This window comes from Bradyrhizobium sp. Kon37, from assembly GCF_055807535.1.
Map to the genome: position 1 here is coordinate 47431 of NZ_JBVVOY010000018.1, position 25753 is coordinate 73183.

25 protein-coding genes and 1 pseudogene are annotated in these 25753 nt (G+C 60.3%); 20 read left to right on the top strand and 6 right to left on the bottom strand.

Annotated elements, in window-relative coordinates:
• Positions 1 to 296: 296 nt before the first annotated feature.
• The 5 genes from AC0L3J_RS27295 (at position 297) to AC0L3J_RS27315 (ending at position 3939) form a co-directional block, all read left to right on the top strand.
• The gene (locus AC0L3J_RS27295) at positions 297 to 2273 is read left to right on the top strand and encodes a conjugal transfer protein TraG (RefSeq protein ID WP_473348940.1); all 1977 of its coding nucleotides are present in this window, start codon (positions 297 to 299) and stop codon (positions 2271 to 2273) included.
• A 7-nt stretch (positions 2274 to 2280) separates the two neighbouring features.
• Complete coding sequence (locus AC0L3J_RS27300) at positions 2281 to 2730, top strand: CopG family transcriptional regulator (protein ID WP_473348941.1); 450 nt, start codon at positions 2281 to 2283, stop codon at positions 2728 to 2730.
• 10 nt (positions 2731 to 2740) lie between these two features.
• The gene (locus tag AC0L3J_RS27305) at positions 2741 to 3010 is read left to right on the top strand and encodes a hypothetical protein (protein WP_473348942.1); all 270 of its coding nucleotides are present in this window, start codon (positions 2741 to 2743) and stop codon (positions 3008 to 3010) included.
• 265 nt (positions 3011 to 3275) lie between these two features.
• On the top strand, positions 3276 to 3503 hold the full coding sequence (locus tag AC0L3J_RS27310) for a hypothetical protein (RefSeq protein WP_473348943.1): 228 nt from the start codon (positions 3276 to 3278) through the stop codon (positions 3501 to 3503).
• Positions 3504 to 3732: 229 nt separating this feature from the next.
• A complete protein-coding gene (locus AC0L3J_RS27315; protein WP_473349023.1) occupies positions 3733 to 3939 on the top strand; it encodes a cold-shock protein in 207 nt (68 codons plus the stop codon).
• 413 nt (positions 3940 to 4352) lie between these two features.
• Here the strand turns inward: AC0L3J_RS27315 and AC0L3J_RS27320 are convergent, their stop codons facing one another.
• Positions 4353 to 5162: a polysaccharide deacetylase family protein gene (locus tag AC0L3J_RS27320; protein ID WP_473348944.1), complete on the bottom strand. Its 810-nt coding sequence runs from the start codon at positions 5160 to 5162 to the stop codon at positions 4353 to 4355.
• A gap of 496 nt (positions 5163 to 5658) precedes the next feature.
• Between AC0L3J_RS27320 and AC0L3J_RS27325 the strand changes: the two genes are divergently transcribed.
• From AC0L3J_RS27325 to AC0L3J_RS27385, 13 genes are all read left to right on the top strand, one after another.
• On the top strand, positions 5659 to 6303 hold the full coding sequence (locus tag AC0L3J_RS27325; RefSeq protein ID WP_473348945.1) for a ribbon-helix-helix domain-containing protein: 645 nt from the start codon (positions 5659 to 5661) through the stop codon (positions 6301 to 6303).
• Positions 6304 to 6373: 70 nt separating this feature from the next.
• Positions 6374 to 7693, top strand: coding sequence for an MFS transporter (locus AC0L3J_RS27330; protein WP_473348946.1), 1320 nt, complete (start codon positions 6374 to 6376; stop codon positions 7691 to 7693).
• A gap of 246 nt (positions 7694 to 7939) precedes the next feature.
• Positions 7940 to 8860: a P-type conjugative transfer ATPase TrbB gene (gene trbB, locus AC0L3J_RS27335; protein ID WP_473348947.1), complete on the top strand. Its 921-nt coding sequence runs from the start codon at positions 7940 to 7942 to the stop codon at positions 8858 to 8860.
• Complete coding sequence (locus AC0L3J_RS27340) at positions 8857 to 9183, top strand: TrbC/VirB2 family type IV secretion system protein (RefSeq protein ID WP_473348948.1); 327 nt, start codon at positions 8857 to 8859, stop codon at positions 9181 to 9183. Before trbB ends, AC0L3J_RS27340 begins: the two co-directional genes overlap by 4 nt.
• A complete protein-coding gene (locus AC0L3J_RS27345; RefSeq protein WP_007600323.1) occupies positions 9183 to 9446 on the top strand; it encodes a VirB3 family type IV secretion system protein in 264 nt (87 codons plus the stop codon). Before AC0L3J_RS27340 ends, AC0L3J_RS27345 begins: the two co-directional genes overlap by 1 nt.
• Positions 9447 to 9456: 10 nt before the next feature.
• Positions 9457 to 11898, top strand: a complete 2442-nt coding sequence (trbE, locus tag AC0L3J_RS27350; protein WP_473348949.1) for a conjugal transfer protein TrbE — start codon at positions 9457 to 9459, stop codon at positions 11896 to 11898.
• The gene (trbJ, locus tag AC0L3J_RS27355; protein ID WP_473348951.1) at positions 11895 to 12629 is read left to right on the top strand and encodes a P-type conjugative transfer protein TrbJ; all 735 of its coding nucleotides are present in this window, start codon (positions 11895 to 11897) and stop codon (positions 12627 to 12629) included. The genes trbE and trbJ overlap by 4 nt, the downstream gene beginning before the upstream one ends.
• Positions 12629 to 13003, top strand: a complete 375-nt coding sequence (gene trbK-alt, locus AC0L3J_RS27360; RefSeq protein ID WP_473348952.1) for a putative entry exclusion protein TrbK-alt — start codon at positions 12629 to 12631, stop codon at positions 13001 to 13003. The genes trbJ and trbK-alt overlap by 1 nt, the downstream gene beginning before the upstream one ends.
• 3 nt (positions 13004 to 13006) lie before the next feature.
• A complete protein-coding gene (gene trbL, locus AC0L3J_RS27365) occupies positions 13007 to 14242 on the top strand; it encodes a P-type conjugative transfer protein TrbL (protein WP_473348954.1) in 1236 nt (411 codons plus the stop codon).
• Positions 14243 to 14293: 51 nt separating this feature from the next.
• Positions 14294 to 14974: a conjugal transfer protein TrbF gene (gene trbF, locus AC0L3J_RS27370; protein ID WP_473348956.1), complete on the top strand. Its 681-nt coding sequence runs from the start codon at positions 14294 to 14296 to the stop codon at positions 14972 to 14974.
• Between the two features lie 2 nt (positions 14975 to 14976).
• Positions 14977 to 15951: a P-type conjugative transfer protein TrbG gene (trbG, locus tag AC0L3J_RS27375; protein ID WP_473348958.1), complete on the top strand. Its 975-nt coding sequence runs from the start codon at positions 14977 to 14979 to the stop codon at positions 15949 to 15951.
• Positions 15948 to 17153: a TraB/TrbI/VirB10 family type IV secretion system protein gene (locus AC0L3J_RS27380; protein WP_473348960.1), complete on the top strand. Its 1206-nt coding sequence runs from the start codon at positions 15948 to 15950 to the stop codon at positions 17151 to 17153. The genes trbG and AC0L3J_RS27380 overlap by 4 nt, the downstream gene beginning before the upstream one ends.
• A 5-nt stretch (positions 17154 to 17158) precedes the next feature.
• Positions 17159 to 17401 (top strand): DUF2274 domain-containing protein, encoded by a 243-nt coding sequence (locus AC0L3J_RS27385; protein ID WP_473348961.1) that lies wholly within the window; start codon positions 17159 to 17161, stop codon positions 17399 to 17401.
• Here AC0L3J_RS27385 and AC0L3J_RS27390 read toward each other — a convergent pair.
• From AC0L3J_RS27390 to AC0L3J_RS27400, 3 genes are all read right to left on the bottom strand, one after another.
• Positions 17374 to 18327 (bottom strand): LysR family transcriptional regulator, encoded by a 954-nt coding sequence (locus AC0L3J_RS27390; RefSeq protein WP_473348963.1) that lies wholly within the window; start codon positions 18325 to 18327, stop codon positions 17374 to 17376. The genes AC0L3J_RS27385 and AC0L3J_RS27390 overlap by 28 nt on opposite strands.
• Before the next feature lie 66 nt (positions 18328 to 18393).
• The gene (locus AC0L3J_RS27395; RefSeq protein ID WP_473348964.1) at positions 18394 to 19026 is read right to left on the bottom strand and encodes an acyl-homoserine-lactone synthase; all 633 of its coding nucleotides are present in this window, start codon (positions 19024 to 19026) and stop codon (positions 18394 to 18396) included.
• 76 nt (positions 19027 to 19102) lie between these two features.
• Positions 19103 to 19843, bottom strand: a complete 741-nt coding sequence (locus AC0L3J_RS27400) for a helix-turn-helix transcriptional regulator (protein ID WP_473348965.1) — start codon at positions 19841 to 19843, stop codon at positions 19103 to 19105.
• Positions 19844 to 20164: 321 nt separating this feature from the next.
• Here AC0L3J_RS27400 and ald point away from each other — a divergent pair, with 321 nt between their 5' ends.
• The gene (gene ald, locus AC0L3J_RS27405) at positions 20165 to 21277 is read left to right on the top strand and encodes an alanine dehydrogenase (RefSeq protein ID WP_473349024.1); all 1113 of its coding nucleotides are present in this window, start codon (positions 20165 to 20167) and stop codon (positions 21275 to 21277) included.
• A 273-nt stretch (positions 21278 to 21550) separates the two neighbouring features.
• Here the strand turns inward: ald and AC0L3J_RS27410 are convergent, their stop codons facing one another.
• A complete protein-coding gene (locus AC0L3J_RS27410; protein WP_473348966.1) occupies positions 21551 to 23236 on the bottom strand; it encodes an MFS transporter in 1686 nt (561 codons plus the stop codon).
• A gap of 993 nt (positions 23237 to 24229) precedes the next feature.
• Between AC0L3J_RS27410 and AC0L3J_RS27415 the strand changes: the two are divergent.
• Positions 24230 to 24492 (top strand): annotated as a pseudogene (locus tag AC0L3J_RS27415) (MFS transporter); the annotation flags it as partial.
• Positions 24493 to 25223: 731 nt separating this feature from the next.
• Here the strand turns inward: AC0L3J_RS27415 and AC0L3J_RS27420 are convergent.
• Entirely contained in the window at positions 25224 to 25700 is a 477-nt protein-coding gene (locus AC0L3J_RS27420; RefSeq protein ID WP_085348642.1) for an Lrp/AsnC family transcriptional regulator, read from the bottom strand.
• Positions 25701 to 25753 lie beyond the last annotated feature (53 nt).

Below are 25753 nucleotides of genomic sequence, written 5' to 3' on the forward strand. Positions count from 1 at the left end.
CGGTGCCAAATGCACAACCCGATAGCGCTTGCCATGCAGGTAACGCAGGAATCCCCAAATCATCGCGGTGGTCCAGGTCTGGGCATCGTGCAACAGAATGACGTTCTTGCGGACTCTAGCGGCCCGATCACTTTCTTAGCTCCTGGTCTGGACTTGTGTCCTCCCGTCGCTCGCCCAGAGGTCAGCTCCGAGCACGTTTCACCCCGACCCGCCGAAGGCTACAGTTTTATGCGCGGGACTGCGACATCCCGGCGCTGTGGTTGCGCTCAGCTCATGGATGCCGTCCAGATCTCCACATGTCCGCGACAAAGATCATTTGGCATCAGGTCATCTTGGTCTGTCTGGTCGTACTCGCCTTCATGTGGGCGGCGACCGAATGGACCGCTTGGCGGCTTGCCTTCCAGCCGCAGCTTGGACCCGCCTGGTTCAGTCTCGGGGGGTGGCCGATCTATCAGCCGGCTGCCTTCTTCGCTTGGTGGTTCAAATTCGATGCTTACGCGCCAGTGATCTTCCTTGAGGGCGGCGCCATCGCCGCAAGCGGCGGAATTGCGGCAATCGCGCTGGCAATGATGCTCTCGGTGTTGCGGGCCCATGAGGCGAGGGACGTCACCACCTACGGCTCAGCGCGCTGGGCCGATTCGCGCGAGGTCAGGCGCGCAGGGCTGTTGGGGCCTGATGGCGTCGTGCTCGGACGCTTTGAGGGGCGCTATCTACGGCATGACGGACCGGAGCATGTGCTCTGCTTTGCTCCGACGCGCTCGGGCAAGGGCGTGGGCCTTGTCATCCCGACTCTTCTGACCTGGCCTGCGTCTACGATCGTTCATGACATCAAGGGCGAGAACTTCCAGTTGACTGCCGGCTGGCGCGCGCGATTTGGGCCAGTGCTCCTATTCGACCCGACCAATCCGGCCAGCGCTGCCTACAACCCGCTTCTCGAGATCCGTCGTGGTGATTGCGAGGTGCGAGATGCCCAAAACATCGCCGATATCCTTGTCGACCCGGAAGGGGCACTCGAACGCCGCAACCACTGGGAAAAGACCAGCCACTCTCTCCTTGTCGGCGCAATTCTGCATGTCCTTTACGCCGAAGCCGACAAAACCCTCGCAGGCGTCGCCAATTTCCTGTCCGATCCCTCCCGCCCAATCGACGCTACGCTCAACGCAATGCTCGGAACCCCGCATCTTGGAGGTAGCGTTCATCCCGTTGTCGCTTCGGCCGCGCGCGAGCTTCTCAACAAGAGCGAGAACGAGCGCTCCGGCGTGCTCTCAACCGCGATGAGCTTCCTGGGGCTCTATCGCGATCCGGTGGTGGCCAAGATCACTGCGCGAAGCGATTGGCGAATCCGCGATCTCGTCGACGGCGCCGAGCCCGTCTCACTCTATCTCGTGGTGCCTCCATCCGACATCGTCCGCACCAAACCCTTGATGCGGCTCATCCTCAACCAGATCGGGCGGCGGTTGACCGAAAGCCTGGATCCAGACCGGCGCCGGCAAAAACTCCTTCTGATGCTCGATGAATTTGCAGCACTCGGCCGGCTCGACTTCTTCGAGAGCCAGCTCGCCTTCATGGCAGGCTATGGCATTCGCAGCTTTCTGATCACCCAGAGCCTCAATCAGCTCGAACGCGCCTATGGGCCGAACCATGCCATCCTGGACAATTGCCACGTCCGGATCGCCTTCTCGACCAATGATGAGCGTACCGCCAAGCGCGTCTCAGACGCGCTCGGAACCGCGACCGAGTTGCGCGCCATGAAGAACTATGCCGGGCACCGATTGAGCCCGTGGCTTGGACATCTCATGGTGAGCCGACAGGAGACCTCGCGGCCGCTGCTGACGCCAGGCGAGGTCATGCAACTTTCACCGAAAGAGGCAATCGTGATGATTTCCGGGGTGCACCCGGTGCGCGCCACCAAAATCCGCTACTATGAGGATCCGCAGTTCCAGCGACGTGTGTTGAAGCCGCTCTCCTTCGAACCGCGTAACTTGTCTGCAGGACCGGATGACTGGTCGGCCGGCGCTCCAATTCCGCCATCAGTCGAGCTACTGACTAGACGCAAGCGCAGGAGTGATGAGGCGAACGGTGGTTTGCGCCGCGAGCCGGAATTGCCAGTACATGAGGAGATCGAGGTCAAGGCGCCGCTCGGCGAACATGAGTTCGACGCCGACCTCGATGAGGGTGATGCAGATTCCGTCCAGGCACAAGCTCTGAGCCGCTCGATGCAGGGCGTCGCGCGGACCGTCAGCCTCGACGCGGACGACGAGATGGGTCTTTGAGGCGCGTATGAAAAAGACACAGCTCAGCATCTACCTCGATCCATCCGTCCACGACAACCTCGAGGCCTTCGCAAAAGGCCACAGTAAATCCAAGTCGCTGGTTGCGGAGGCTGCGATTGCCTCCTTCCTTTCTCCTGATGATGCCGATCGGCGGGAGGCTGCCATAGCCAAGCGGCTCGACCGGATCGTGCGGGTATTCGAAAGGCTCGAACGTAATGACACCGTGACGCTGGAGACCATTGCTCTCTTCATTCGCTTCTGGTTGACGGCAACGCCGGCCCTGCCGGAGCAGTCGAGCCCCGCAGCGCGAGCTAAGGGTGCCGAACGCTATGACCGGTTTGTTGAGGCCCTGGGGCGGCGGCTTTCGACCGGATCAACACTTCTCAAGGAGGTAAGTCTCGAATCTTGCAGCGCGAGAAGCGTCGATTCAACGAGAGACGAGACCGGCTCAACCTGAGCAACGCGCGATGGTCTACGTGGTGGTTCACGGCAAGCGTCGACGGTGCAAAGATGCGCAATTCCGGCAGTGTCTACTTTCTGGAAAACTCCTGGAGCGTATCCGACGCCTTGGCGAATTGTTGACAGGCGATCGCAGGAGGCGAGCACCAAATTTGTTTACCGTCAGGCGCTTGCCGGGCGTTCATCATGAGCGTGCCACCCTCGAAGAACGGCGGCGGCAGGTCTTTGCCGAAATTCAGGCAGCTCGCTTTGTGCTGAACGCGTCCGCTGAAAAATGAGCGGCATTGTCGAGGTCCTTACGGTACGACTACACGTCTTGTGTAGGAGTTGCGCGCAGAATTTCTGCCCTGCGGTGGCCGATATCGCTGAAATACAGCGCCTTAGGCTCGGTAATACTCGCCTCGCGAGTCGAACTTCTACGCTCGAGCTTGGCTGCTGGAGGTTCGAGCAAAAGAGAAAGTGGGATGAATGCCTAGGTGTTCACCACGTTCGTGATTCCGCCGTTGGTTATCATGATCTCAACAGAGGAAAGAGAGGGTCGGCATGACGCCGCGCTGGGAGACTTCAAAACGTGCACCGTCAGTTGGCGCTAGCGCGGCTGCATCGTTCGCCACTGCCAACGGGGGATTTGTGACGCCAACAAATTCATTGCCGCCGGCGACTGAGGTGGAAAATTCGCTCGATTTGGCAAATGCCTTGGCACGGCAGGTCAGCGTAAGTGAGCAGTCTCTGCTCGACGAAACTTTGCCCCTAAAAAGCGAAACGGTTTAAGCAGCTTTTCGGTTGGCGCGGTTTTTCCGATCGTGGAACGGAGCCGGGCTCGACTGTTGGCTTTCCCGATGCAGGCAAAAATGCCGCGCTGGACTGTGCTTTAAATTTCGTGGGCTGACAGTCGGTGGCTCCACGGCCGTTGGTCAGCCCGAGGCCAGCTGGTGCGCCGTGGGCTTCATAGCCTTGCACGACATGGATGGACCGTACCGGTCATTTAGGAGATCTGCTGGTGGCAAAGGGTACTGTAAGGTGGTTCAACCCGACGAAGGGCTACGGCTTCATCAAACCAGATGATGGCGGTGCTGACGTTTTCGTACACATTCGTGCTGTTGAGCAAGCCGGCTACACCGGTTTGGCAGAAGGCGCGCGGATTAGCTACGAAGAGAAGGCCGGTCGCTCCGGGAAAGTCTCAGCCGAGAGTCTTCGGATCGAATAGTCCCGACAGGGCGGACGGGCGCAGCTCATTGTTCAGATTTCCATTCGTCGTTTGGGTGGCCATCCACCTATTCATCCTCGGCTTGATCGTGCTGTCTTGCGTTGCCACACTCTGATGCTGCAATAGCAGCTCACCGCCCTGGTTTGGCAAGTAATGCGCGTCCAATGCTGGCCCGATTTGTTTGTCTGATTACCCTGCGTGCTTCGATGCAGTGCGCTCTGTGCGTGCTCCTCTGTGGGCAGCGGGCACAGCTGAGGTTTTAGGCCAGCCTACGGTGTCGTATTCGTCCCGCGGATTCGCCGACCTGAGGTCCTTGGGCTCCCAGTACAAGCAGCGTCATTCCTATCAATCTGAAGCTGATGTTTTAAGATCGGTCTATAAGGATTGTACACGCGGCCACATAAAATGCAGCCTCAACGACGCGTTTCAGCGTTCCTCAGGGCTGGTGCAGCCGGCACCAAGTGTACGATGCGATACCCGTTTTCGTGCAGATAGCGCAAGAACGCCGGTATCATGGCGGCCGTTCGGGCCTGGGCATCATGGAGCAGAATAATGCCCTTTTTTGCGATCTCCAGGCGCTCGGTTAGGGTTTTTAGTTCTTCTTCTGGCGTTATGTTCTCCCAGTCGCTCGCCAAAAGGTCGGCTCCGAAGACGACAATTCCGCGCGACTGCAAGAAGTCTAGCGTCGCAGAGGTCGAATTGAAGTAAGGAAAGCGAAAGAATGGTGTGGAGGGGCTCGTACTGGAGACGCCGTAGAGCGCCATTTCATCAGCGGCAATGCCACTTTCAATCTCGTCCTTGGCCTGCTCGAAAGGAATCTTCGACATCATTGGGTGCGACCAACTGTGGTGCGCAACGGTGTGGCCCTCGGCGGCGATGCGGCGTACAAGCCAAGGAAATTCGGCAGAGGATCTACCGACCAGGAAGAACGTGGCACGCGCACATTGCCGCGCGAGTGCCGCCAGCACATTTTCCGTGCTCGGGGGCCGTGGCCCGTCATCGAATGTCAGGACGACTTCATGGTCCGCCAGAGGCAGGGTCTCCGGAAAGCTCTTCAACCCAACGCGCGGATAAGTCTTCGCATCGATCGAGAGCACGCGAGATGTACCGAGCACATCATGTCGCGGGCATTCAGCCGCCTTTGTCACTGCGACGCTGGCAAGCACTACAATCGCCGCGCCGGGGAGACTTGAGGTAAATCGATTTAGGCGCAACCTTGTCATTGCGATTGCGCGACCTTGATTGCCAGGTGGCCCGTGTTGCCGCACGTTATCTGATGTCTATAGCGGGATGGCTGCGCATCGAGGCCTATTCGCGCGCTAAAGCATCAGGGGACCTGTGTATGACGACCCGAATCGTCTCGCTGCTCTTGAAGAACCGCTGACTCCGATCTGCTAGTCGAGACCATCAGACCACGGCTACGCGCAGGCGCGCTCGCAAAAACCGGCGTCATCGTCTTTAGACGTCTTTCTCTCCAGAGCGTGTACGGCATCCCCGCACATTGCAGTCGGGCTTACGCGCTCTTGATGAGCCCGCCTTCTCTTTCTTTGTCTACGCAAAATCACGAAAGAGCTGTCGGTGCAGTTGAAGTGACGGTCGGTTTGGCCCTTCTGACACGCATCACTGGGGTGATCATCCGTTTCGGTACGACATCCGCACTGCGAGCCAAGCGGCGCCGTGCACTGTTCGCGCCGTCTCAAATGGAGAAGCGTAGGGAAGATGCAGGTCGACGAAGAGCCCGAAGGCGAAATCCACTCGATTGTTGATCAGGCCGAGCAGCCGAGCTCAAATAATGGCCCAAGAACCAAGAAAGTCACCGTTCAACTCTCGGAGGCTGTGTTTCAGCGACTTGAGGCGGCGATCGATCGCCCCGGGCTAGGCAAGAGCGTAGTCATCGAGGCCGCGCTCGAGCGTTTCCTGAATCCTGCGCCAGCAAGCGAAGGGCTCATTCAGGAGGCCCTGGACCGGTTCGGTGGCCAGATAGCCAGACTCCACCGTGAGATCGCAATCGTTGCCGAGACGGTGGCCCTGCATGCGCGCTATCACCTCACCGTGACGCCACGCATGCAACCCTCGGAGCAGCGGCAGGCGTGTCTGCTCGGCCAGCAACGTTTTAAGGTGTTGGCCGAGCAGGTTGAGCGAAGGATTCGGCTGGAACAGCCATTGCTCCAGGAGACGATCGATCAGCTGGGCAGAATGAAGCGACCTGCTCCCGAAGCGCGTGAAGTCAGCACGGCAGAAGGAAAAGCGGGTCAGGATGCTGTTTCTCCAGCGGATGTGGATGGAAATGCCGAGCCGAGCGCTGCCGCCGAGGAGGCGGGCAGCAACCTGAACTTTCGAAACCTGCCCAACTCCTTTTGTTAGGCTGGCCGCCACAAGCGTGAAGGAGCTTGGGTCGCAAATATTGCCGGTGCCACGAGTTGAGCCAGTTCCTGTGTGGCGGCTCATCGCGTGCGTGTTTCTTCCCTTTGCGGCCGGGTACTACCTTTCGTACCTGTTCCGGACCATCAATACACTCATTGCTGGCCGCCTCGCCTCTGATCTCGGGCTTGGCGCTGCCGATATCGGGCTGCTCACGTCAATCTATTTTCTGGTCGTTATGGCGGCCCAGATTCCGATCGGCATGTTACTTGATCGCTTCGGGCCGCGCCGGGTCCAGAGCGTGCTCTTGGCTGTTGCTGCAGGGGGGGCCGCACTCTTTGGACTATCGTCGGGGTTCCTGTCGCTTCTTTTTGCTCGCGCGATTGTCGGCCTTGGGTGTGCAGCAGCCCTGATGTCCGGGCTGAAAATCATCGTCCTCTGGTTTCCAAGAGAACGTATGGCGCTGATCAATGGCTACATGATTATGCTGGGCTCATTGGGGGCCGTTACCGCAACGGCGCCTGCCGAGGCGCTGCTGGACTGGATCGGATGGCGGGGTCTATCCGGCGTGCTGGCCGCCGCAAGCGCGCTTGCTGCCATTTTGATCTATCTCGTGGTTCCCGAACGAACCACTGGGCCACAGGGTAGCAGGACGCCCGCCACTCTGAAAACCGTCTACTCGGATGCGCGGTTCTGGAGAATGGCGCCCTTATCGGCGACCTGCATCGGGTCCGCTTGGGCGCTGCAATCCTTATGGGCGGCGCCCTGGCTTTCAGATGTGGAGCGGCTCGATCGAACGAGACTCGTCAACGAATTGTTCGTGATGGCGGTCGCTCTGAGTCTCGGCGCTCTGGTCTTGGGCGTCCTTGCCAACTGGGTGCGCCGCCGGGCTAAGAAGAGCGAGGCTCTGTTTGGCTTGGTCGCGGCGACGTTGATTGTGGCCGAGCTTGTGCTGATCCTGCATCCGCCCTGGCCATCACTCCTGCCGTGGTGCGTGCTGTCGATCGCCGGATCAGCGACTGCTCTGACCTACGCCATCATAGCGGATTATTTCCCGGCCGAGCTGGTTGCGCGCGCCAATGGCGGTCTGAATGTCCTGCAATTTGGCTGGGCTTTCGTCGTGCAGTACGGGACGGGACTGATTCTGGAGCAATGGCCTCTAGAGGCGGGGCATTATCCTTTAACGGCCTATCAGACCGCGTTCGGTGTGAACGTCTTGCTGCAGCTGGCAGCGCTGGCCTGGTTCGCCGCCGTCCCGTGGCTCGAGCGCCGGAAACGGAAGGCTGGCGCTCCAGTCACACGTCAACCGGCGGGAGGCTGGAACTCGGTTGAGGTCGTTATTCCACCAGCCGAGCTCGCCATCCTGGAGGCGGATGATCATGCGGAGTGGTGAAGCCCGCATGTCGCCGGGCTGATGTCCCGGGTCATGATGTTCGGCGCGTCAGAAGCGATCGTCCCTAATCCTTCTTCTTCTACGCCAGACTACGATTGACACGGTCCCATTGTTGCTGCCGCGCAGGTTCTGCTTTTTCTAGTTGTCCTCATGTGAGGCGGCTAGACGCTAGCTGCCTCACCCAACTGGGGGGCAGTCGTGGCGATCCATTCATTTCATTCGGAAGCCGAGTTGCGCGGAGCGCGCATGCTCCGCACAGCGCTGGGCTCGGCCATCGCAGGCTTTCTGGAAGATCCGTCCGTCGTTGAGGTGATGCTGAACCCCGATGGCCGGCTGTGGATCGATCGGCTGTCGAGCGGCCTTACCGATACCGGCGAGAGTCTATCAGCTGCCGACGGCGAGCGAATTGTCCGGCTGGTCGCGCACTATGTGGGCGCTGAGGTTCATGCCGGCTCGCCCCGAATCTCGGCTGAGCTGCCGGAAACGGGAGAACGTTTCGAAGGCTTGTTGCCGCCGGTCGTCGCCGCGCCGGCCTTCGCGATCCGCAAACCTGCGGTCGCCGTGTTTGGGCTGGACGACTATGTCGCTGCCGGCATCCTGAACTTGGAGCAGGCGAACGCGCTCCGCGATGCGGTCGCTACACGCAAGAACATCCTGGTCGCGGGCGGCACATCGACGGGCAAGACGACGCTGACGAACGCGCTTCTGGCGGAGGTGGCCAAAGGTTCGGATCGCGTCGTTCTCATCGAAGATACGCGGGAGCTTCAGTGCACGGCGCCGAACCTCGTGGCGCTGCGGACCAAGGATGGCGTCGTCTCGCTGTCCGAACTTGTGCGTTCGTCGCTTCGCCTGCGCCCTGATCGTATCCCGATTGGCGAGGTGCGCGGAGCCGAGGCGCTCGATCTGCTCAAAGCCTGGGGGACTGGACATCCCGGTGGTGTCGGCACGATTCACGCTGGCACCGCGCTTGGCGCGCTCCGCCGGCTCGAGCAGCTCATCCAGGAAGCCGTCGTCACGGTCCCGCGCGCGCTGATCGCCGAGACCATCAACGTCATCGCCGTGCTCTCTGGCCGTGGTGCCGAACGGCATTTGAGCGAACTCGCTTCTGTCACCGGGCTTGGACCATCAGGCGACTACACCCTTTCGAAAATCGGAGATCAATCATGAACGTAGGATCATCTCTCCGGCGAGGTTTCACATCAGTTGCGGCATTCGCTTGTCTGTATCTGGTGAGTAGCCCGGCCTGGGCCGCCGGCTCGAACATGCCCTGGGAGCAGCCGCTCAACCAGATCCTGCAATCGGTCGAAGGACCCGTGGCCAAGATCATCGCGGTCATCATCATCATCGTGACCGGTCTTTCGCTCGCGTTCGGCGACACCTCGGGCGGCTTCCGGCGGCTGATCCAGATCGTCTTCGGCCTGTCGATCGCATTTGCCGCCTCGAGCTTCTTCCTGTCGTTCTTCTCGTTCGGCGGCGGGGTGGTGATCTGATGGATGAGCCAGTCCCGGGCTTTGTCGCGCCTGTCCACCGTGCGCTGACCGAGCCGATCCTGATGGGCGGTGCACCGCGATCGGTTGCCATTCTCAACGGCACATTGGCTGCAGCGCTGGGCCTTGGTCTGCGCTTGTGGCTGGCAGGCCTTCTGCTGGCGTTCATCGGCCACATGGCCGCGGTCTGGGCCGCAAAACGCGATCCGGAATTCGTCGAAGTCGTGCGCCGGCACGTTCGTGTTCCCGGTCACCTCAGCGCTTGAGAATAGTCCCATGATGAATCTTGCCGAATACCGCCGCTCGAATACGCGCCTTGCTGATTTCCTGCCCTGGGCTGCTCTGGTCGACGAGGGAATTGTATTGAACAAGGACGGCTCACTTCAGCGGACGGCGCGGTTCAGGGGACCGGACCTCGACAGTTCCGTGCCGGCTGAGCTTGTTGCGGTCGCAAGCCGGCTGAACAATGCGCTCCGGCGTCTCGGATCGGGCTGGGCGGTTTTCGTCGAGGCGCAACGGCATTCGGCAGGGCGCTATCCGCCCGACACATTCCCGGATGTCGCAGCCGCCTTGGTGGATGCGGAGCGGAAAGCGCAATTCGAGGAGGCCGGCAGCCATTATGAATCGAGCTACTACCTGACCTTCCTTTATCTGCCGCCTGCAGAGAGTGCAGCTGTGGCAGAGCGTCTCCTGTACGAGGGCGGCCATCGCAGCGCGGGAGCGGATGCGCGCGAGGTGCTGAGTGGGTTCGTCGACCGGACCAACCGCGTGCTGCAGCTCGTTGAGGGCTTTATGCCGGAATGCGGCTGGCTAGATGACGAGGCAACGCTCACCTACCTGCACTCGACGGTGTCGACCAAGCGGCATCGTGTTCGGGTGCCGGAAATCCCGATGTATCTCGATGCGCTGCTTGCCGATCAGCCGCTGACAGGCGGGCTTGAGCCGATGCTGGGTGACGCGCATGTGCGTGTCCTGACGGTTGTGGGGTTTCCGAGCGCGACGACGCCCGGGATCCTCGATGATCTCAACCGCCTCGCATTCCCGTACCGCTGGTCCACGCGGGCGATCATGCTCGACAAGACCGATGCTATAAAACTCCTGACCAGGATCAGGCGGCAATGGTTTGCCAAGCGCAAGTCGATTGCAGCAATCCTGAAGGAGGTGATGACGAACGAGGCGTCCACGCTTCTGGACACCGATGCCCACAACAAGGCTTTGGATGCAGATCACGCGCTCCAGGAGCTCGGCTCGGATCAGATTGGAGAGGCCTTTGTGACGGCAACGGTCACGGTTTGGGACAGGGATCCTAGCGCGGCCGACGAAAAGCTACGCCTCGTTGAAAAGGTGATCCAGGGCCGGGACTTTACCTCAATGACCGAGACAGTGAATGCCGTTGAGGCCTGGCTCGGCAGCCTGCCGGGACAGGTCTATGCAAACGTGCGCCAGCCGCCGGTGTCGACGCTGAATCTCGCCCACATGATCCCGCTCTCGGCGGTCTGGGCGGGAGAGCTGAGGGATCATCATTTCAAGGCGCCTCCGCTGTTCTTCGGCAAGACGGAAGGATCGACCCCTTTCCGCTTCTCGCTCCATGTCGGGGATGTCGGACATACCTTGGTGATTGGGCCGACGGGCGCCGGCAAATCGGTGCTGCTCGCGCTGATGGCGCTGCAGTTCCGGCGATATCCGGCCGCTCAGATCTTTGCCTTCGATTTCGGTGGGTCGATCCGAGCGGCGGCGATCGCCATGGGTGGCGACTGGCATGATCTCGGCGGCGCGGTTGGCGGAGCCTCGGCAGAATTCGTGGCGCTCCAGCCGCTTGCGTGCATCGAGGACGTCGCGGAGCGCGGTTGGGCAGCCGATTGGATCGCATCAATTCTTGCGCGCGAGCGCATCGAGGTCACGCCCGAGACCAAGGATCATGTCTGGTCGGCCTTGACTTCGCTCGCCTCGGCGCCAGTTCGGGAGCGAACGCTCACTGGCCTGTCCGTTCTTCTGCAATCCAATGCCTTGAAGCGCGCGCTGCAACCCTATTGCCTCAGCGGTCCGTTTGAGCGGCTGCTGGATGCGGAAGGTGAGCGGCTGGGAGAGGGCTCCGTCCAGGTGTTTGAGACTGACGGGTTGATCGGGACCGGTGTCGCACCGGCCGTTCTCTCCTATTTGTTCCACCGGATTGAGGATCGCTTCGACGGTCGTCCGACCCTGCTCATCATCGATGAGGGCTGGCTTGCGCTGGACGATGCCGATTTTGCCGGCAAGCTCCGCGAATGGCTGAAGACGCTGCGCAAGAAGAACGCCTCCGTCGTGTTTGCGACCCAGTCACTGGCCGATATCGACGGCTCCGCAATTGCGCCGGCCATCATCGAGAGCTGCCCGACCCGGATCCTGCTTCCCAATGACCGCGCGATCGAGCCGCAAATCATGGCGATCTACCGGCGCTTTGGATTGAATGACCGGCAGATCGAGATCCTCGCCCGCGCGACGCCCAAGCGCGACTACTACTGCCAGTCGCGCCGGGGCAACCGACTGTTTGACCTTGGCCTTGGCGAGATCGCGCTCGCCTTTGCGGCCGCGTCGTCCAAGACCGATCAGGCCCTCATCGAGCGGGTGCTAGCCGAGCACGGACGAGACGAGTTCGTCACCGGCTGGCTTCGGGCGCGCGACCTCGGCTGGGCCTGCAATCTCATTCCGCAGCTTGCCAAGGAAGGTGCCTTGTCATGAAACGTCTCCGTCCGCTGCTGGCAGCAAGTATCATCGCAATTAGCCTGACCCAAGCGCCCCGGGAAGGAAAGGCACAGTGGATCGTGTTCGATCCCAACAACTACGTGCAAAATGTGCTGACCGCCGCGCGCGAGCTGCAACAGATCAACAACCAGATCACCTCGCTGCAAAACGAAGCGCAGATGTTGATCAATCAGGCGAAGAACCTGGCGAGCCTGCCGTATTCGTCGTTGCAGCAGCTCGAGCAATCGATCCAGCGCACGCAGCAGCTGCTCAGTCAAGCGCAGCGCATTGCCTACGATGTCCAGCAGATCGATCGCGCGTTCTCGACAACTTATGCGCCGGCATCCGCGAGCATGTCCAATGGGCTCCTCGTCGCCAACGCCCAGACCCGCTGGCAGAATGCGGTTGCCGGCCTGCAGGACGCCATGCGGGTGCAGGCAACCGTCGTCGGCAATCTCGATACCAACCGCACCCAGATGTCGGCCCTGGTCACGGCGAGCCAGGGCGCGTCAGGTGCTCTGCAGGCAAGTCAGGCCGGCAACCAGCTCCTTGCACTGCAAGCCCAGCAGTTTGCTGATCTCACCGCGACCGTGGCCGCGCAGGGGCGCGCGCAAACGCTCGAAGCCGCGCAAAGAGCAGTAGCCCAGGATCAGGGGAGGGAGCAGCTGCGGCGCTTTCTGACGCAAGGTCAGGGCTATCAACCGACAACCGTGCAGATGTTCCACTGATGATGAAGAACAGATTTGAACGGCTGCCGATCGCGGTGGCAGTTTGCCTCACAGTCCTGGTCGTCGCCGCCTGCGCCGTTCGCCTGCGCGGCGACGACAGCGCGACCCAATCTTCCGCCTCGCCCGCTGCGAAGCCCGATCCCGCGGCGACAAAGCTCGAGCAATGCCGCACCGTCACCTACGAGCAGAAAGAAGCTCTGCTCGAATGCGAGAGGATCTGGGCGGAGCGGCGCAGCCAGTTCCTGGGGAAAAGCGGATCGGTAAACGGTTCGGATAGCGAGGCGGGCACGGCGCCATTTTCCTCGCCTGTGCCGCGCAAGGACGAAAGCCGCCTGCCGTCCCTCTCACCCTCCATTCCAAGCCAAAGCGAGTGAGCAATGGGCGGCACCTCCGTCATCGACCAGTTCCTGGAAACTTTCACCCGCTACATCGATTCCGGATTCGGTCTGGTCGGGGGCGAAGTCGGCTATCTCGCCACCACGTTAGCTGCAATCGACCTCACGCTTGCGGGCCTGTTCTGGTCCCTCGGAAGCGATGAGGAGATTCTTGCCCGGCTGGTCAAGAAAACCTTGTTTGTCGGTGTCTTTGCCTACCTGATCGGCAACTGGAATAGCCTTGCCCGCATCGTCTTCGAGAGCTTTGCAGGTCTTGGACTCAAAGCCTCGGGCACGAGCCTGTCATCGGCCGATTTTTTGCGGCCAGGCCGGATCGCGCAGGTGGGGCTCGATGCCGGCCGTCCGATCCTGGACTCCATCTCGGGCCTGATGGGGTATGTCAGCTTTTTCGAGAATTTCGTCCAGATCGCGGTCCTCCTGTTCGCCTGGATCGTGGTGCTGCTCGCCTTCTTTATTCTCGCCATTCAGCTCTTCGTCACGCTGATCGAGTTCAAGCTGACGACGCTTGCAGGTTTCGTCCTGATCCCCTTCGGCCTGTTCGGCAAGACCGCCTTTGCGGCCGAACGGGTGCTGGGCAACGTCATCTCCTCCGGCATCAAGGTTTTGGTCCTTGCCGTCATCGTCGGCATCGGATCGACGTTGTTCTCGCAGTTCACGGCAGGTTTCGGCGGCAATCAGCCGACCATCGAGAACGCGATGGCGCTGGTGCTCGGCGCGCTCGCCTTGTTGGGCCTCGGCATTTTCGGACCTGGGATTGCCAACGGCATCGTCTCCGGAGGTCCGCAGCTCGGCGCAGGTAGCGCAGTCGGGACGGGACTTGCCGCCGGTGGAGTCGTCGCGGCTGGCGCTGGCCTTGCGGCCGGCGCTGCCGGCCTCGCCGGCGGAGCGATTGCAGGTGCCGCACGCGGTGGAAGCGCGATTGCAAGCGGCACCATGAGCGTGTTTCGGGCGGGGAGTCAGTCCGGCTCCGAGGCCAACGCGTCCGGTGCTGCAAGCCCCTTGCGCTCGGTCGCAGCTGGTCTTGGTGGACCGGCGAGCGATGCCGGCAAGGGGGAGGGTGGTTCCTCGAGAGCTTCCGACAGTGCGCCCGCCTGGGTTCGGCGCATGAAGCGAGCGCAGAGGATCAGCCATGGCGCATCAGCGGCAACCCACGCGATCCGTTCGGGTGACCACGGAGGCGGCGGCGGATCTGTCGACCTCTCGCAAGCGGATCACTGACGCCTGCTTTCTTTCGAATTCGGTTCCCTGCCATCTCTTGAGGTTCATGCAATGTTCAAACGATCGGCCGTTCACTATGGCCGCACCCCAGAAGCCGTCACACCCTATCAACGCGCATCTCAGGTCTGGGATGACCGCATTGGGTCTGCGCGCGTGCAGGCCAAGAACTGGCGCCTGATGGCCTTTGGCTCCCTCTTCTTATCCGCTGGTTTCGCCGGCGCCCTGGTCTGGCAATCCGCTCACGGGACGATCACGCCCTGGGTGGTTGAGGTTGATCAGTTGGGCGAAGCCAAGGCAGTTGCTCCGGCAAACGCCAGCTATCAACCGACCGACCCGCAAGTAGCCTTTCACCTGGCGCGCTTCATCGAGCATGTGCGCGGCCTGCCGATGGACGCCATCGTCCTTCGCGAAAACTGGCTCCGCGCCTACGACTTTACAACCGATCGCGGCGCGGCCGCACTGAATGACTACGCCCGCAACAACGATCCATTCGCCAAACTCGGCAAGACGCAAATTGCGATCGAGGTCTCGAGCGTCATTCGGGCTTCCCCTGAGAGCTTCCGCCTGGCCTGGATCGAACGCCGCTACGACAACGGTCAGCTTGCCGCAACCGAGCGGTGGAGCGCAATCGTCAGCATCATCGTGGAGATGCCGCGCGATCTGGATCGGCTGCGCAAGAATCCACTTGGCATCTACGTCAACGCCATCAACTGGTCAAAGGAGCTGGGCTAGCAATGCCGTCAGGTCTCGTTATTGCGTCACAGAGGGGCCGCCCGCGCGTGGCTCTCGCTCTTATTATTGGTGTGTCCACGCTTGGCGGGTGCACCACGTTCAAGCCGCCGCAAATCAGTTACGATAGCGATGTCCCGCCAGCTCCAGATCTGCCGGCGCTCGCCGACGATCGGCCGCGCCCGCTGCATGTCCCGCCGGCCTGGAAGGCAGCGCGCGGCGGCAGGAACGCGGAAGCCAAAGAACCCGTCGAGCGGATTGAGACCGCGAATGACGCGGCACGCGTGCAGCCGCGCAAAGCCGGCTACTTCAATGCGGTGCAGGTGTTTTCGTATAGTCCGGGCGCTCTCTATCAGGTCTATGCCGCACCGGGGCAGATCACCGACATCGCCTTGGAGCCCGGCGAGCAACTGATCGGGGCGGGACCAGTTGCCGCGGGTGATACCGTGCGCTGGGTGGTCGGCGACACCGAAAGCGGCAGTGGCGACATGCGACGTGTGCACATCATGGTGAAGCCGACACGTCCGGCGATCGAAACCAATCTCGTCGTCAACACGGATCGGCGTACTTACCTGGTCGAGCTCCGCTCCCGCGAAAAGCCCTATATGCCACAGGTCGCGTGGTTCTATCCGGAGGATCGGACCGCGCGTAGTCGAGCTCTGCCGTCCACACCCGTCATCCCGGACCAGGCGCAGCGCCGCTACCGCTACGCCATCGAGGGAGACAGCCCACCCTGGCGTCCTGTCAATGCCTATGACGACGGGCGCAAGGTCTACATCGAGTTTTCGCCCGGCATCGGCCAGGGCGAGATGCCGCCGCTCTTCGTGATCGGGCCTGATGGCAAGACCGAGCTCGTCAACTATCGCGCTTACGGCAATGTGCTGATCGTCGACCGGCTGTTCGCGGCCGCGGAACTGAGGCTGGGCGAGGAGCACCAGCAGAAGGTCAGGATCGTCCGAACCGACGGGAGGTCGCTGTGACAGAGACTGGCCAGCCGAATGACATACCCAACGACGCTCCTCGGGTTAAGCCGCAGGAAGATATCGCCGAAACTCTTCGGCTCCGGCCAGATCGGCCGCAAGTGACCCGCCTATCGCGCAAGGTGCTTGCGGGTGGCAGCGCCCTTTTTCTGGTGCTCATCTCTGGTGCGGTCTTCTGGGCTCTGCAGGAGAAGCGATCGCGCACGCCGGCCGCCGAGGAGCTTTACGCGACCGACCACCACAATGTCGCCGATCAGCTTGCAACCTTGCCGAAGGATTATACTGAGATCCCGAAGGAGGTGCCGCGTCTTGGACCACCTTTACCCGGCGATCTTGGCCGGCCGATCGTTGCAGCACAGGGCTCTTCAACGGCCAGCCCGCTCGGTATTGACGCCGAACAGCAGCGCGTCAATCAGGAGAGCGAGGCGGCACGCACCAGCAAGGTGTTTGCCAGCACGAACGTCCGCGCACAGGCCCCTGTCAAATCGGCAAGTGAAGCCCCATCAAATGCAGCGCCATCATCCGACGAAGCATTTGCCCAGAATGGCCAGGATCGAAAGCTTGCGTTCGTCAGTGCTTCCGTTGACCGTCGAACCACCAGCCTCGATCGCCTGGCAAGACCGGTCTCTCCCTTTGTGGTCCAGGCCGGAACGGTCATTCCGGCCGCTCTTATCACGGGGATTCGGTCCGACCTGCCTGGGCAGATCACGGCCCAAGTCACAGAAGCGGTATACGATTCCCCTACCGGGCGAGCTCGTCTTATTCCGCAAGGAGCCCGGCTGATCGGGACGTATGATAGCCAAGTCGCATTTGGCCAATCGCGCGTGCTCCTGGTGTGGACGCGCCTCATCATGCCAAATGGACGGTCGATCGTCCTGGAGCGGCAGCCGGGCGCGGACGTCGCGGGCTACTCTGGGCTTGAGGATGAGGTCGACAATCATTGGAAAGAGCTGTTGGGGGCCGCTGCGCTGTCGACGCTGCTCGCCCTCGGCACCGAGGTGAATGCCGGATCGGATACGGGTAGCACCAACAGCGACCTCATCGCTGCGCTCCGCCGCGGGGCGGGGGACTCGATGAACCAGACGGGCCAGCAGGTGGTCCGCCGCAATCTCAACATCCAGCCGACCTTGACGATTCGTCCGGGATTTCCCCTGCGGGTGATCGTCAACCGTGACCTGGTGCTCGAACCGTACAGAGGATGAGGACGATGTCAAAACTCAAACTCGGAGCCTTAGAAGACGATAAGCCCATCAAGGTGACACACGAACTACCTGCGAGCGTGCACCGCGATCTCGTGTCATACGCTGAAATCCTCGCCCAAGAGACTGGCCAGCCAATCCAGGATCCATCGAAACTCATTGCACCGATGCTGGCGCGGTTCATGGCTGCCGACAAGAGCTTTCGGAAAGCTCGCCGAGCGCGTCAGCATCCAATCGGAGGCGAAGGGTAGCGCGCTGAGAGCAGCTTCAGGAATTCCCGCAGGGCCGGGTTTTCATTGTCGGGGCGCCAAGTGGCCGAAAAGTCGAAGCGGCTGGGCCCCGTGCCATCCCGTAGCTCTCGGTAGACAAGGCCCGCAAAATTTGCCCCCATATCGGACTCGAGCACCAGGCTTATCCCCGTGCTCATGCTGATTAGGCTCTTGATGATGCCACGGCTGACGTCGTGGCGCTCGATCTTGGGGCGATGCTCGGGCGAGAGGAGCTTGGAAATCAGAAGATCTTCGAGTTCCTTTCCTGGGTCATAATGGCTGAGCAGCACTGTCTGGCCGCGCAGGTCGCTCCAGCACACAGTCTCTCCCCCGGCGAGCGGATGATCGTGGGGCAGCGCCACCAGAACGCGCTCGCTCCAAAGCGGCATTTCTTCGGTGTTCAACAATTGAAGCCTTCCTGTTACGATCAGCACATCGACCGAGCCGCTTCGAAGCGCCGCGGCCAAACGCGTCCGTGATCGTTCGACCGTCACAAGTTCGATCTGCGGAAATTGCTCTTTGAACGCGAGTAGCGAGGTCTGCAGATTGCCTGCCGAAAGTGAGGTGCAAAATCCGATGGTCAGGCGGCCGGTTTCGCTGTTATGGACAGATATCGCGGTGGCGAGGAGCGCGTCGAATTCTTCCAGAATGCTCCTTGCCAGCCGAAGCACGTCGTGGCCGGCCCGCGTCGGTCGCACGCCTCCGCTGTAGCGCTCGAAGATTGCGATGCCCAACTGGTGCTCGATTTCATCGATTCTTCGGCTGAGACTCGATTGTTGCGACCTCAACAACTCCGCGGCTCCGCGGATGCTGCCGCAGTCGGCGGCAGCAACAGCCGACTTCAGGTGTTTCAGTTCGATTGCCTTACTGGCTTGAAGGGAGGATCTTGATCGACGTGGTTTGTGCATCGTAAATCTTGATCAGATGGGCTTTCCGCTCCAATGTGCAGCGATGCCGAGATTGCATTCCAGATTCTAGGCGGCCGCTCGGATGACTGGAGCCCAGAGCACCGGACCTGAGATGTGTCCCGCTTTGCGGATGCGATGCAACGCATTGGGCGAGACCTCCAAATATCCAGCGATGGCCGTGGTGTTTCCGACAGGACGAGCTTTTCCGATCGGGCGGAGGGGCCAGCCTGCGCGCCTAAGAATGCGCTCCATCCGGACGTCCGTGACAGTGACGATTTCGGTCAACTCGATGGAAAGGCCGAACTCAATCATGCCCGCAAACAGCTCGTAAGTCGCGGCAGCAAGTCCTCCACTCGCCTTCGGAGCATCCGGAGGAACATCAAGCGCAAATCGGCTGCTCTCCCAGATGCGATCGCTTCGTGGCGTGGGCTGCCCGTCCAAAAGGATTGGGAAGGTGTCCCTCAGCATGGTCGGGCCGGTTGAAGGCAAGAGCCGGACGCAGCCCTGAATGCGTCCAGCGGTCGAGCGGTTCAGGAGATGCACGGGTCGAAGGACATCGAACTCGTCGATCTCCATGTCACCGCGGACGTCAACGTTCCAGTCCAGGCGCTGTTTGAAAACGCAATAGCGCAGCCGGTGCATCTCGGCGAGATCGTGAACGAACTCGCCGTAGCACTCCGGCGTGATGAGCTGCATCATTCTTGCCTCCCTGCTTTGTTTCGGCAACTAAGCACAGAGATTTAGGCAAGCGCATCCTGTGCAGTTGCACAGGTGTTTATGGCGGGCCGGCGCTGTATTTTCGAGAGTTTGATTCGGCTAGCAGCACGATGGCTTGACGAAGCGAGCTGACACCGAGCTTCGCACGGGCGTTGTCCAGGTGAAATCCCGCCGTTCGCTCGCTGATCCCGAGAATGATCCCGATCTCCCCGGCTGATTTGCCGCGCGCGGACCATCCGAGACATTCATGCTCGCGAGGAGACAGCACCACCCCACCGACCATTCGATCATTCGTCCAAAAGCGCTTTGCGTGTGCATGGAAAAAGCTTGCGATTAGTCGCAGGGTCTGGGCGTGCTCAAGTAACGAGCGCTCAAAACCCGTTTGATGCTCGTCGGCAGCAAAGCTCAGCGCGGCGATCGCGCCCTGGTCATCGTGGATTGGGAATGTGAATCCGGAGCGAATTCCGAATTTCGCGGCTTCTTCGAACAGCGTGCGTTCTGAATCCGATCGCATTCGCGGCCCGATTCCAAGCCCCCAGCGGAACGGTTTAGGATCGCGGATCGCCCGACGTACCACCGGATCGACGGAATCGTACCCACGCTGCAAATAAAGAGCGGTCCAGGAGGATGGGTACGTCGAAATTAGGTTCGGGACACCACCGGGCCTGCTGGGCAACGCAAGATATGCGAAGCATGACAAACTGAGCGCAGCGGTGACATCGGCCATGCTCTGCTGAGCTTCATTTCGGTGTGAGCTTTCGGTCAATCGCTCAGCGAACTTCTGAAAAACCCGATCCATCGTTGATGAACCCGCGGGCCTCCCTCATAAGCGCTACTCGCATTATCGGAACGAGCATTGCTGCGAATGGGGCAAAACAACGGAGAAGTCGGCGCATTCGAGCGTGGATCCATCCTGATTGCAAGTGGCCTGACAACTGGGATCAGGCGAACTCGCCGCCGTCACTCTGATATCCTGGCAACTCGGGCTATCCTGGTCCACTGTTCGAAATCCTGCGATGGTGCCCAGAAGATCGCCGGATTACTGCGCTGTTTGGCTTTCCGGGTTGCAGGTTCGTACCGCTCTTCCGACTACAAAGAGCCGCTCACGAAGGAGATTGCAATGAAGGTCGGCGTTCCCAAGGAAATCAAGACTCATGAGTATCGCGTGGGTCTGACGCCCGGAGCTGTCCGCGAGTATGTTGCCGCCGGCCACAGCGTAGCGGTCGAGACCAATGCAGGGGCTGGCATCGGCGCTAGCGACGAAGAGTATCGCAAAGCTGGTGCAACACTCCTGGGCTCCGCTCGCGAGGTATTTGGGTCTAGCGAGATGATCGTAAAGGTTAAAGAACCCCAGCCTTCCGAATGGACGCAGCTTCGAGAGAATCAGATTCTGTTCACGTACCTGCACTTGGCGCCGGACCCTGAGCAGGCTAACGGCCTTTTGAAATCTGGATGTACCGCAATCGCCTACGAAACGGTGACTGATGCAAATGGGGGGCTTCCATTGCTTGCGCCGATGAGTGAGGTTGCAGGTAGGCTTTCAATTGAGGCAGCCAGTGCGGCCCTGAAGCGGTATGCAGGTGGCCGTGGCCTCCTGGTCGGCGGTGTTCCCGGTGTTCAGCCGGCGCGCATCGTGGTCATCGGAGGCGGTGTTGTCGGTACCCATGCCGCCCGCATGGCCGTCGGCTTGGGAGCTGAGGTTACAATGCTTGACCGGTCGATTGCTCGCCTTCGCCAACTGGATGAGCTGTTCGATGGGCGGGTTCGTACCAGGTTTTCGACGATAGAGGCTGTTGAGGAAGAGGTATTTGCCGCGGACGTCGTAGTCGGGGCGGTGCTCATTCCTGGAGCGAGCGCACCTAGGCTGGTTAGTCGCAAGATGTTGAGCGCGATGCGAAAGGGGGCCGTCATCGTTGACGTTGCGATCGATCAAGGCGGATGCTTCGAGACATCTCGTCCGACGACACACGCCGAACCAACCTATGAGATAGACGGAGTAATTCATTACTGCGTCGCCAACATGCCCGGGGCTGTCCCGCTCACCTCGAGCCAAGCTCTGAATAACGCCACACTGCCGTTTGGACTGGCTCTCGCCAACAAGGGATTTGCAGCCGTCCTTGAGAACCATCATCTGCGAGCGGGCCTGAACGTCTATGGTGGCCGGCTAACTTACAAGGCCGTGGCCGAAAGTCTTGGCCTGCCATACTCACCAATCGTTCAGGCTGCGGCCTGATCCCCGAGGCCTCCCATGGGGGCATTTCCTCCCTGACTTGGCGGGCCACTCCTTCGGGGGTGGCCCCTTTTTCAGAGCCCCTGTGCGGTTCGGCAGGCGAAGTTGACTGTGGCCCAGGAAGCGCAATCGAGCGCTTCCTTCTGATAAGTTCATCCTTTGCTCTTTTCAGCTACTGGGCCGCCTCGCTCCTGCAGGAGTTCGTGGTATGCGGCCGGAGCAGATCGGGACTGGGCTGATGCCATCTCTGCAGCGCCGCGGATATGTTACTTGCAACTAGCTCACCGCACCGTGCTCGTGCTTGCTGTCTAACTCCTTGGCCGCAGCGCGATCGGGCGCCTCTTCCTTCCAGCGTACGGATCCGAATGGGCGCTCGAGCATGCGTCGCACACGCACAGGCTCTGGACCGATGTGGAAGGCCGTTGCCCGCTGATCCAGCGCGCGCTCCGATTTAGTCGCACGGTTGCGCTGGCGCAAATAGTCGAGCCACGTTGGACAGTGATAACGCTCTGTCCACAGTTCCGGATCTGCAATATCTCGGGCGATCGACCAGCCATAGGCTCCGTTGCGCTGACGGAAGAGTTGAATGTCCTGCATCAAATTGTGGAAAGAGCGGGCGTTCTCCTGCCCGACCCGATATTCTATCTCTACGACAAGCGGCCCACTGCGTCCGCTCAGTGCCAGACGCACTTTCGGATCGTCTAGCATCTCAGGTTCTTCGCCCCGTGCGCTGACGCGTGGCATGGGCAACCAAAACCCGAGCAGCGGAGAGACAGCCAGCAAAGCGGCCGCCAGTAAGAGCGCAACATTTACTCCGGCGACGTCAGTCACATGGCCCCACGCCCAGCTTCCGACGGCGATCCCGCCGGAACTGGCCGCCTGGTAGGCCGCAAGCGCTCGCCCTGTTACCCAGCGCGGCGCTGACAATTGCACGCCAATGCTGAAAAGTACCCATGCCATCATCCATACCGCGCCAGCCAAAACGAGCGCGACGGCCGTCAGAAGTGGCTCGCGGCTTATCGCTACCGCCACGAGAGCACCGCCCATCGAAAGTGCGCAGGCCCGAATGGCGGCCTCTCCCGTCATACGCTTGCGAACCTCTGTGACGCTGAACGCACCGATCACCGCGCCCAGACCAAAGGCACTGAGAATAATGCCATAGGTTTCGGCACCCCCGTGCAGGAGATCGCGGGCGACCAGCGGCATCAGAGCAATGATTGCGCCCCCGAACAAGCCCATCGCCATGGCGCGAGTCAACACAATCTTAATCGATGGCGCATTCATGATGTAGCGAACGCCCGAAACGATAGCGCGATGGAGGCTTTCAGGTGGCAAACGCGATGGCTCAGGGGCGCGCTTCCACAGAAATAGAGCAAACATCAATGGCAGATACAACAGGGCGTTAATAGCAAACGCAGCCACTGTACCGGCGGCTGCCACGACAATCCCTCCGAGCGCAGGCCCAACGCTTCGCGCGAGGTTGTAGCTGATGCCGTTTAACGCTATCGCCGCGGGTAAAGCGTCAGAGGGGACTTGCTCGCTTACGGACGACTGCCAGGCGGGGTCCAATAGCGCCACAGCGCAACCTACCAGAAAGCACAGTGCCAGCAAGAGAGTTGGCGTCACGAGATCAAGCCAGGCGAGCGTTGTCAACGCACTCGCGCCCGTCAACGCGATCCCAAGCGAATACAGGATAATCCTGCGCCGGTCATACATGTCGGCGATCGCTCCGGCCGGCATCGAGATTAGCATAACCGGCAGCATCAGCGCGGTCTGTACAAGTGCCACCATGTCCGCTGACGATGTCATCTGCGTCATCGCCCAAGCTGCGCCGATTCCCCGGATCAAAGCGCCAAGATTGGACAGCAGACTTGCGAGCCAGATACGGCGGAAGGTGGCATGTCGGAAAGGCGCGGTGATACCGTCGGCGTTGAACGTCCGGGGCTTGGGGATGTCCGTCATATCGTTTTAGCTTACCTCCCAGACGTCTAGACCAAATTGACTCTGTCACCTAGCGTCGGCCGCCTGTGGTGACCAAGAGCGTTTTCAAACGCGTCTGCCCCGCGGCAATCTAAATCGTCGATGCTGGATTTTCGAGATGTACCGGAAATTGACTCATTCCTAACGCGTGCGGCGAAGCGCCGCCTCTCGGACCAGCGCGCCAAAAGGCAGCGATCTGCCGCGCCTTAGCCACTTGATGGAAGTAGAAGCGTCACTCAGTCGATCGGAGGCGGCGGTTCGAATCGCCTGAATAGAATCCGCCGTTGTGATGTCTGACATAACTCGCTCACCAGCGATGATTCAGCAACTGCTACCGGTCACCTACCGCGTCAATATTGAATGATAGTCAGACGAGGTGCGATTTCATAAGCTAACCCTCAGACGAACTCCTGAGTCACCGCACATCGGCTCGTCTCGTCAGAGAGCAAAAATTCGCGCGACCGAACGATAGAATGTTCGTTGTTTCGGTCCTGTTTCGACGAATGGTCGCACAAACACTTTCTCGCCTCAAGCATCGACTGCAAAGGATACTAAACAGATGAAAGCGGCGATTTTGCGCGTTATGTGCAAGTAAGCGATGAAAAAAGCGCGCGAACGCAGACTCGGGGAGCGAGGATGCGATCACTGTTCGGCTGGCGGCACTCATTGGGACGATCTTGAAGCAGTCCGTTACGGTCATCCTCTTCACGCCGGCAGCCGTGCCACTAGAATGAGCAGAGCGGTCTACGAACACCAATTGCACTTTGCTTCTTATCCCGAGCAAAAAAGTCCGGGTGAGATTGTCAACGAAAGCATTGAGCGCCACCGAGGCCGGTGTTCAGCTAGCTCGATCGAGTCAAGCTACCGCGTCGCAAAAGGAGACCGGGCGAGCATCCAACGGCACGATACGGCGGTCATACATATTTGCAATGCACCGGGATCTTCATCATAGCGCAAGTGACATTACACCTTGGAGAGCACGCCGGCAATCGCCGCAGCTTCTACGCAGCCTGGTGCAGATCGGTTTCCCTGTCCGCGTCGCCGCGTCCACCGGCATTTTTGGTCTCATGACGCAGCTGCCCGAAGCGGACTTCCTGAGCTGGGGCTGGCGCGTGCCGTTTCTGATCAGCATCCTGCTCGTCGGCGTCGGCTTCATCGTGCGTCTGAAACTCGCGGAGACGCCGCATTTCAAGGAGGTCGTCGAGCGCAAGGAGGTGCTGGCGCAGTCGGCGCTGGAATCGAAATGCCAACGAAAACGCTTGCCAGGTCCATGCGCGGAACGTGCAATAGCCGAGCGGCGCGATGATACCATTGACGCCGAATTCTCCGGCCGGACGAATCGTCGCGATTCTCGAAGCTTGATCTCTGACAGTTGGGAGCGTGGTTTCAGCCCGGCTCCGACTAAAGCGTGATGGCATTAGTTCGATAGCCTGTATTTTCGAGCTAGTTCGCGCATTATTCGGGGGGGATGCTGTCATGGCTTCGTCGACGGCGGCGCAGACCGCATCGACAGTTCGGGCGGCGCCCTCGGAGCAGCTGTTTGCGCTTGGGAAGCCCCGTTCAATCGGTCAAGTCGGGCGAGTAGTTTGGCAAAGGAAGAACAGTTTGGCTTCGGCGGATCGCCTGAGCTGGCGCCCAGGCTTGCTCTTCGCCGCCCCAGAGTGTCCATGACCACGATATCTTAGGTTGAAGCGCCGCAGAAGAACCGTCTCAATGCAAGTCCGAAAGCTTGCGCCATGGATTGATCCATCGATGAACCATAACGCGTCGATCACAGAGCGGCCAGCAAGGTCGTCAGCCGAACGTCAGCGAAGCGGCTCGCGGCTTTGAGTTTTTGTTCGAACTCCAAGCAATGATAGTCAATAAAAAGTAGTGGAGTGAGAATGCGACGTTGTCGCCGTCTATTCAAGCCAACGAAGAGAACGAGCACAAATGTGGTGATCGTGGAGAGGCACCAGAGCTTGTCCGGTCACTCCTCGTCGGGAATTTCCACAGGAATCGCAAAACCCGACTTCACGCGGTCTATCACCACCATTGTCTTAAACCCTTTGATATCCGAGTTCTCATAAAAAAAACGGCGGGTGAACTGCTCGTAATCTTCCATCGTGCGCGCGGTGACGTACAGAACAAAGTCAGCATCGCCGGTGATGTAAAATCCATTGACGACTTCAGCTGAACCTTTGATAGCCTTCTTGAACTTATCGATGATGTCCGAACGCTCGCGTTCCAGAGTCACCATTACCAGCATTTGGATGGGCCTTCCCACCGCTTTCGCCGAAACGATCGACACATCGGCCTCGATGATGCCTTCCGAACGAAGTCTCTTCAGCCGTCGTTGACACGCGGTAGCAGAAAGGCCGGCCATTTCGCCGATCACCTCGGAGGTCAGGCGATTGTTCTTTTGGACGATCTCAAGGATGCGGGCGTCCGTCCGGTCGTATTGCATTATCAAGGCTCCGAGTGAATTTCGTCGCAGAATGCCGCGGTGGTGCAGAAAAC

Bases quoted from the DNA above. Each gene is read 5' to 3' on its own strand.
- trbL (WP_473348954.1), top strand. From the start codon at position 13,007: ATGGGCGGCACCTCCGTCATCGACCAGTTCCTGGAAACTTTCACCCGC.
- AC0L3J_RS27325 (WP_473348945.1), top strand. From the start codon at position 5,659: ATGCAGGTCGACGAAGAGCCCGAAGGCGAAATCCACTCGATTGTTGAT.
- AC0L3J_RS27340 (WP_473348948.1), top strand. From the start codon at position 8,857: ATGAACGTAGGATCATCTCTCCGGCGAGGTTTCACATCAGTTGCGGCA.
- AC0L3J_RS27390 (WP_473348963.1), bottom strand. From the start codon at position 18,327: ATGCACAAACCACGTCGATCAAGATCCTCCCTTCAAGCCAGTAAGGCA.
- trbK-alt (WP_473348952.1), top strand. From the start codon at position 12,629: ATGATGAAGAACAGATTTGAACGGCTGCCGATCGCGGTGGCAGTTTGC.
- AC0L3J_RS27345 (WP_007600323.1), top strand. From the start codon at position 9,183: ATGGATGAGCCAGTCCCGGGCTTTGTCGCGCCTGTCCACCGTGCGCTG.
- AC0L3J_RS27385 (WP_473348961.1), top strand. From the start codon at position 17,159: ATGTCAAAACTCAAACTCGGAGCCTTAGAAGACGATAAGCCCATCAAG.
- AC0L3J_RS27410 (WP_473348966.1), bottom strand. From the start codon at position 23,236: ATGACGGACATCCCCAAGCCCCGGACGTTCAACGCCGACGGTATCACC.
- AC0L3J_RS27400 (WP_473348965.1), bottom strand. From the start codon at position 19,843: ATGGATCGGGTTTTTCAGAAGTTCGCTGAGCGATTGACCGAAAGCTCA.
- AC0L3J_RS27310 (WP_473348943.1), top strand. From the start codon at position 3,276: ATGACGCCGCGCTGGGAGACTTCAAAACGTGCACCGTCAGTTGGCGCT.
- AC0L3J_RS27295 (WP_473348940.1), top strand. From the start codon at position 297: ATGTCCGCGACAAAGATCATTTGGCATCAGGTCATCTTGGTCTGTCTG.
- AC0L3J_RS27320 (WP_473348944.1), bottom strand. From the start codon at position 5,162: ATGACAAGGTTGCGCCTAAATCGATTTACCTCAAGTCTCCCCGGCGCG.
- AC0L3J_RS27305 (WP_473348942.1), top strand. From the start codon at position 2,741: ATGGTCTACGTGGTGGTTCACGGCAAGCGTCGACGGTGCAAAGATGCG.
- AC0L3J_RS27395 (WP_473348964.1), bottom strand. From the start codon at position 19,026: ATGATGCAGCTCATCACGCCGGAGTGCTACGGCGAGTTCGTTCACGAT.
- AC0L3J_RS27300 (WP_473348941.1), top strand. From the start codon at position 2,281: ATGAAAAAGACACAGCTCAGCATCTACCTCGATCCATCCGTCCACGAC.
- ald (WP_473349024.1), top strand. From the start codon at position 20,165: ATGAAGGTCGGCGTTCCCAAGGAAATCAAGACTCATGAGTATCGCGTG.
- trbB (WP_473348947.1), top strand. From the start codon at position 7,940: ATGCTCCGCACAGCGCTGGGCTCGGCCATCGCAGGCTTTCTGGAAGAT.
- AC0L3J_RS27420 (WP_085348642.1), bottom strand. From the start codon at position 25,700: ATGCAATACGACCGGACGGACGCCCGCATCCTTGAGATCGTCCAAAAG.
- trbG (WP_473348958.1), top strand. From the start codon at position 14,977: ATGCCGTCAGGTCTCGTTATTGCGTCACAGAGGGGCCGCCCGCGCGTG.
- trbJ (WP_473348951.1), top strand. From the start codon at position 11,895: ATGAAACGTCTCCGTCCGCTGCTGGCAGCAAGTATCATCGCAATTAGC.
- trbE (WP_473348949.1), top strand. From the start codon at position 9,457: ATGATGAATCTTGCCGAATACCGCCGCTCGAATACGCGCCTTGCTGAT.
- trbF (WP_473348956.1), top strand. From the start codon at position 14,294: ATGTTCAAACGATCGGCCGTTCACTATGGCCGCACCCCAGAAGCCGTC.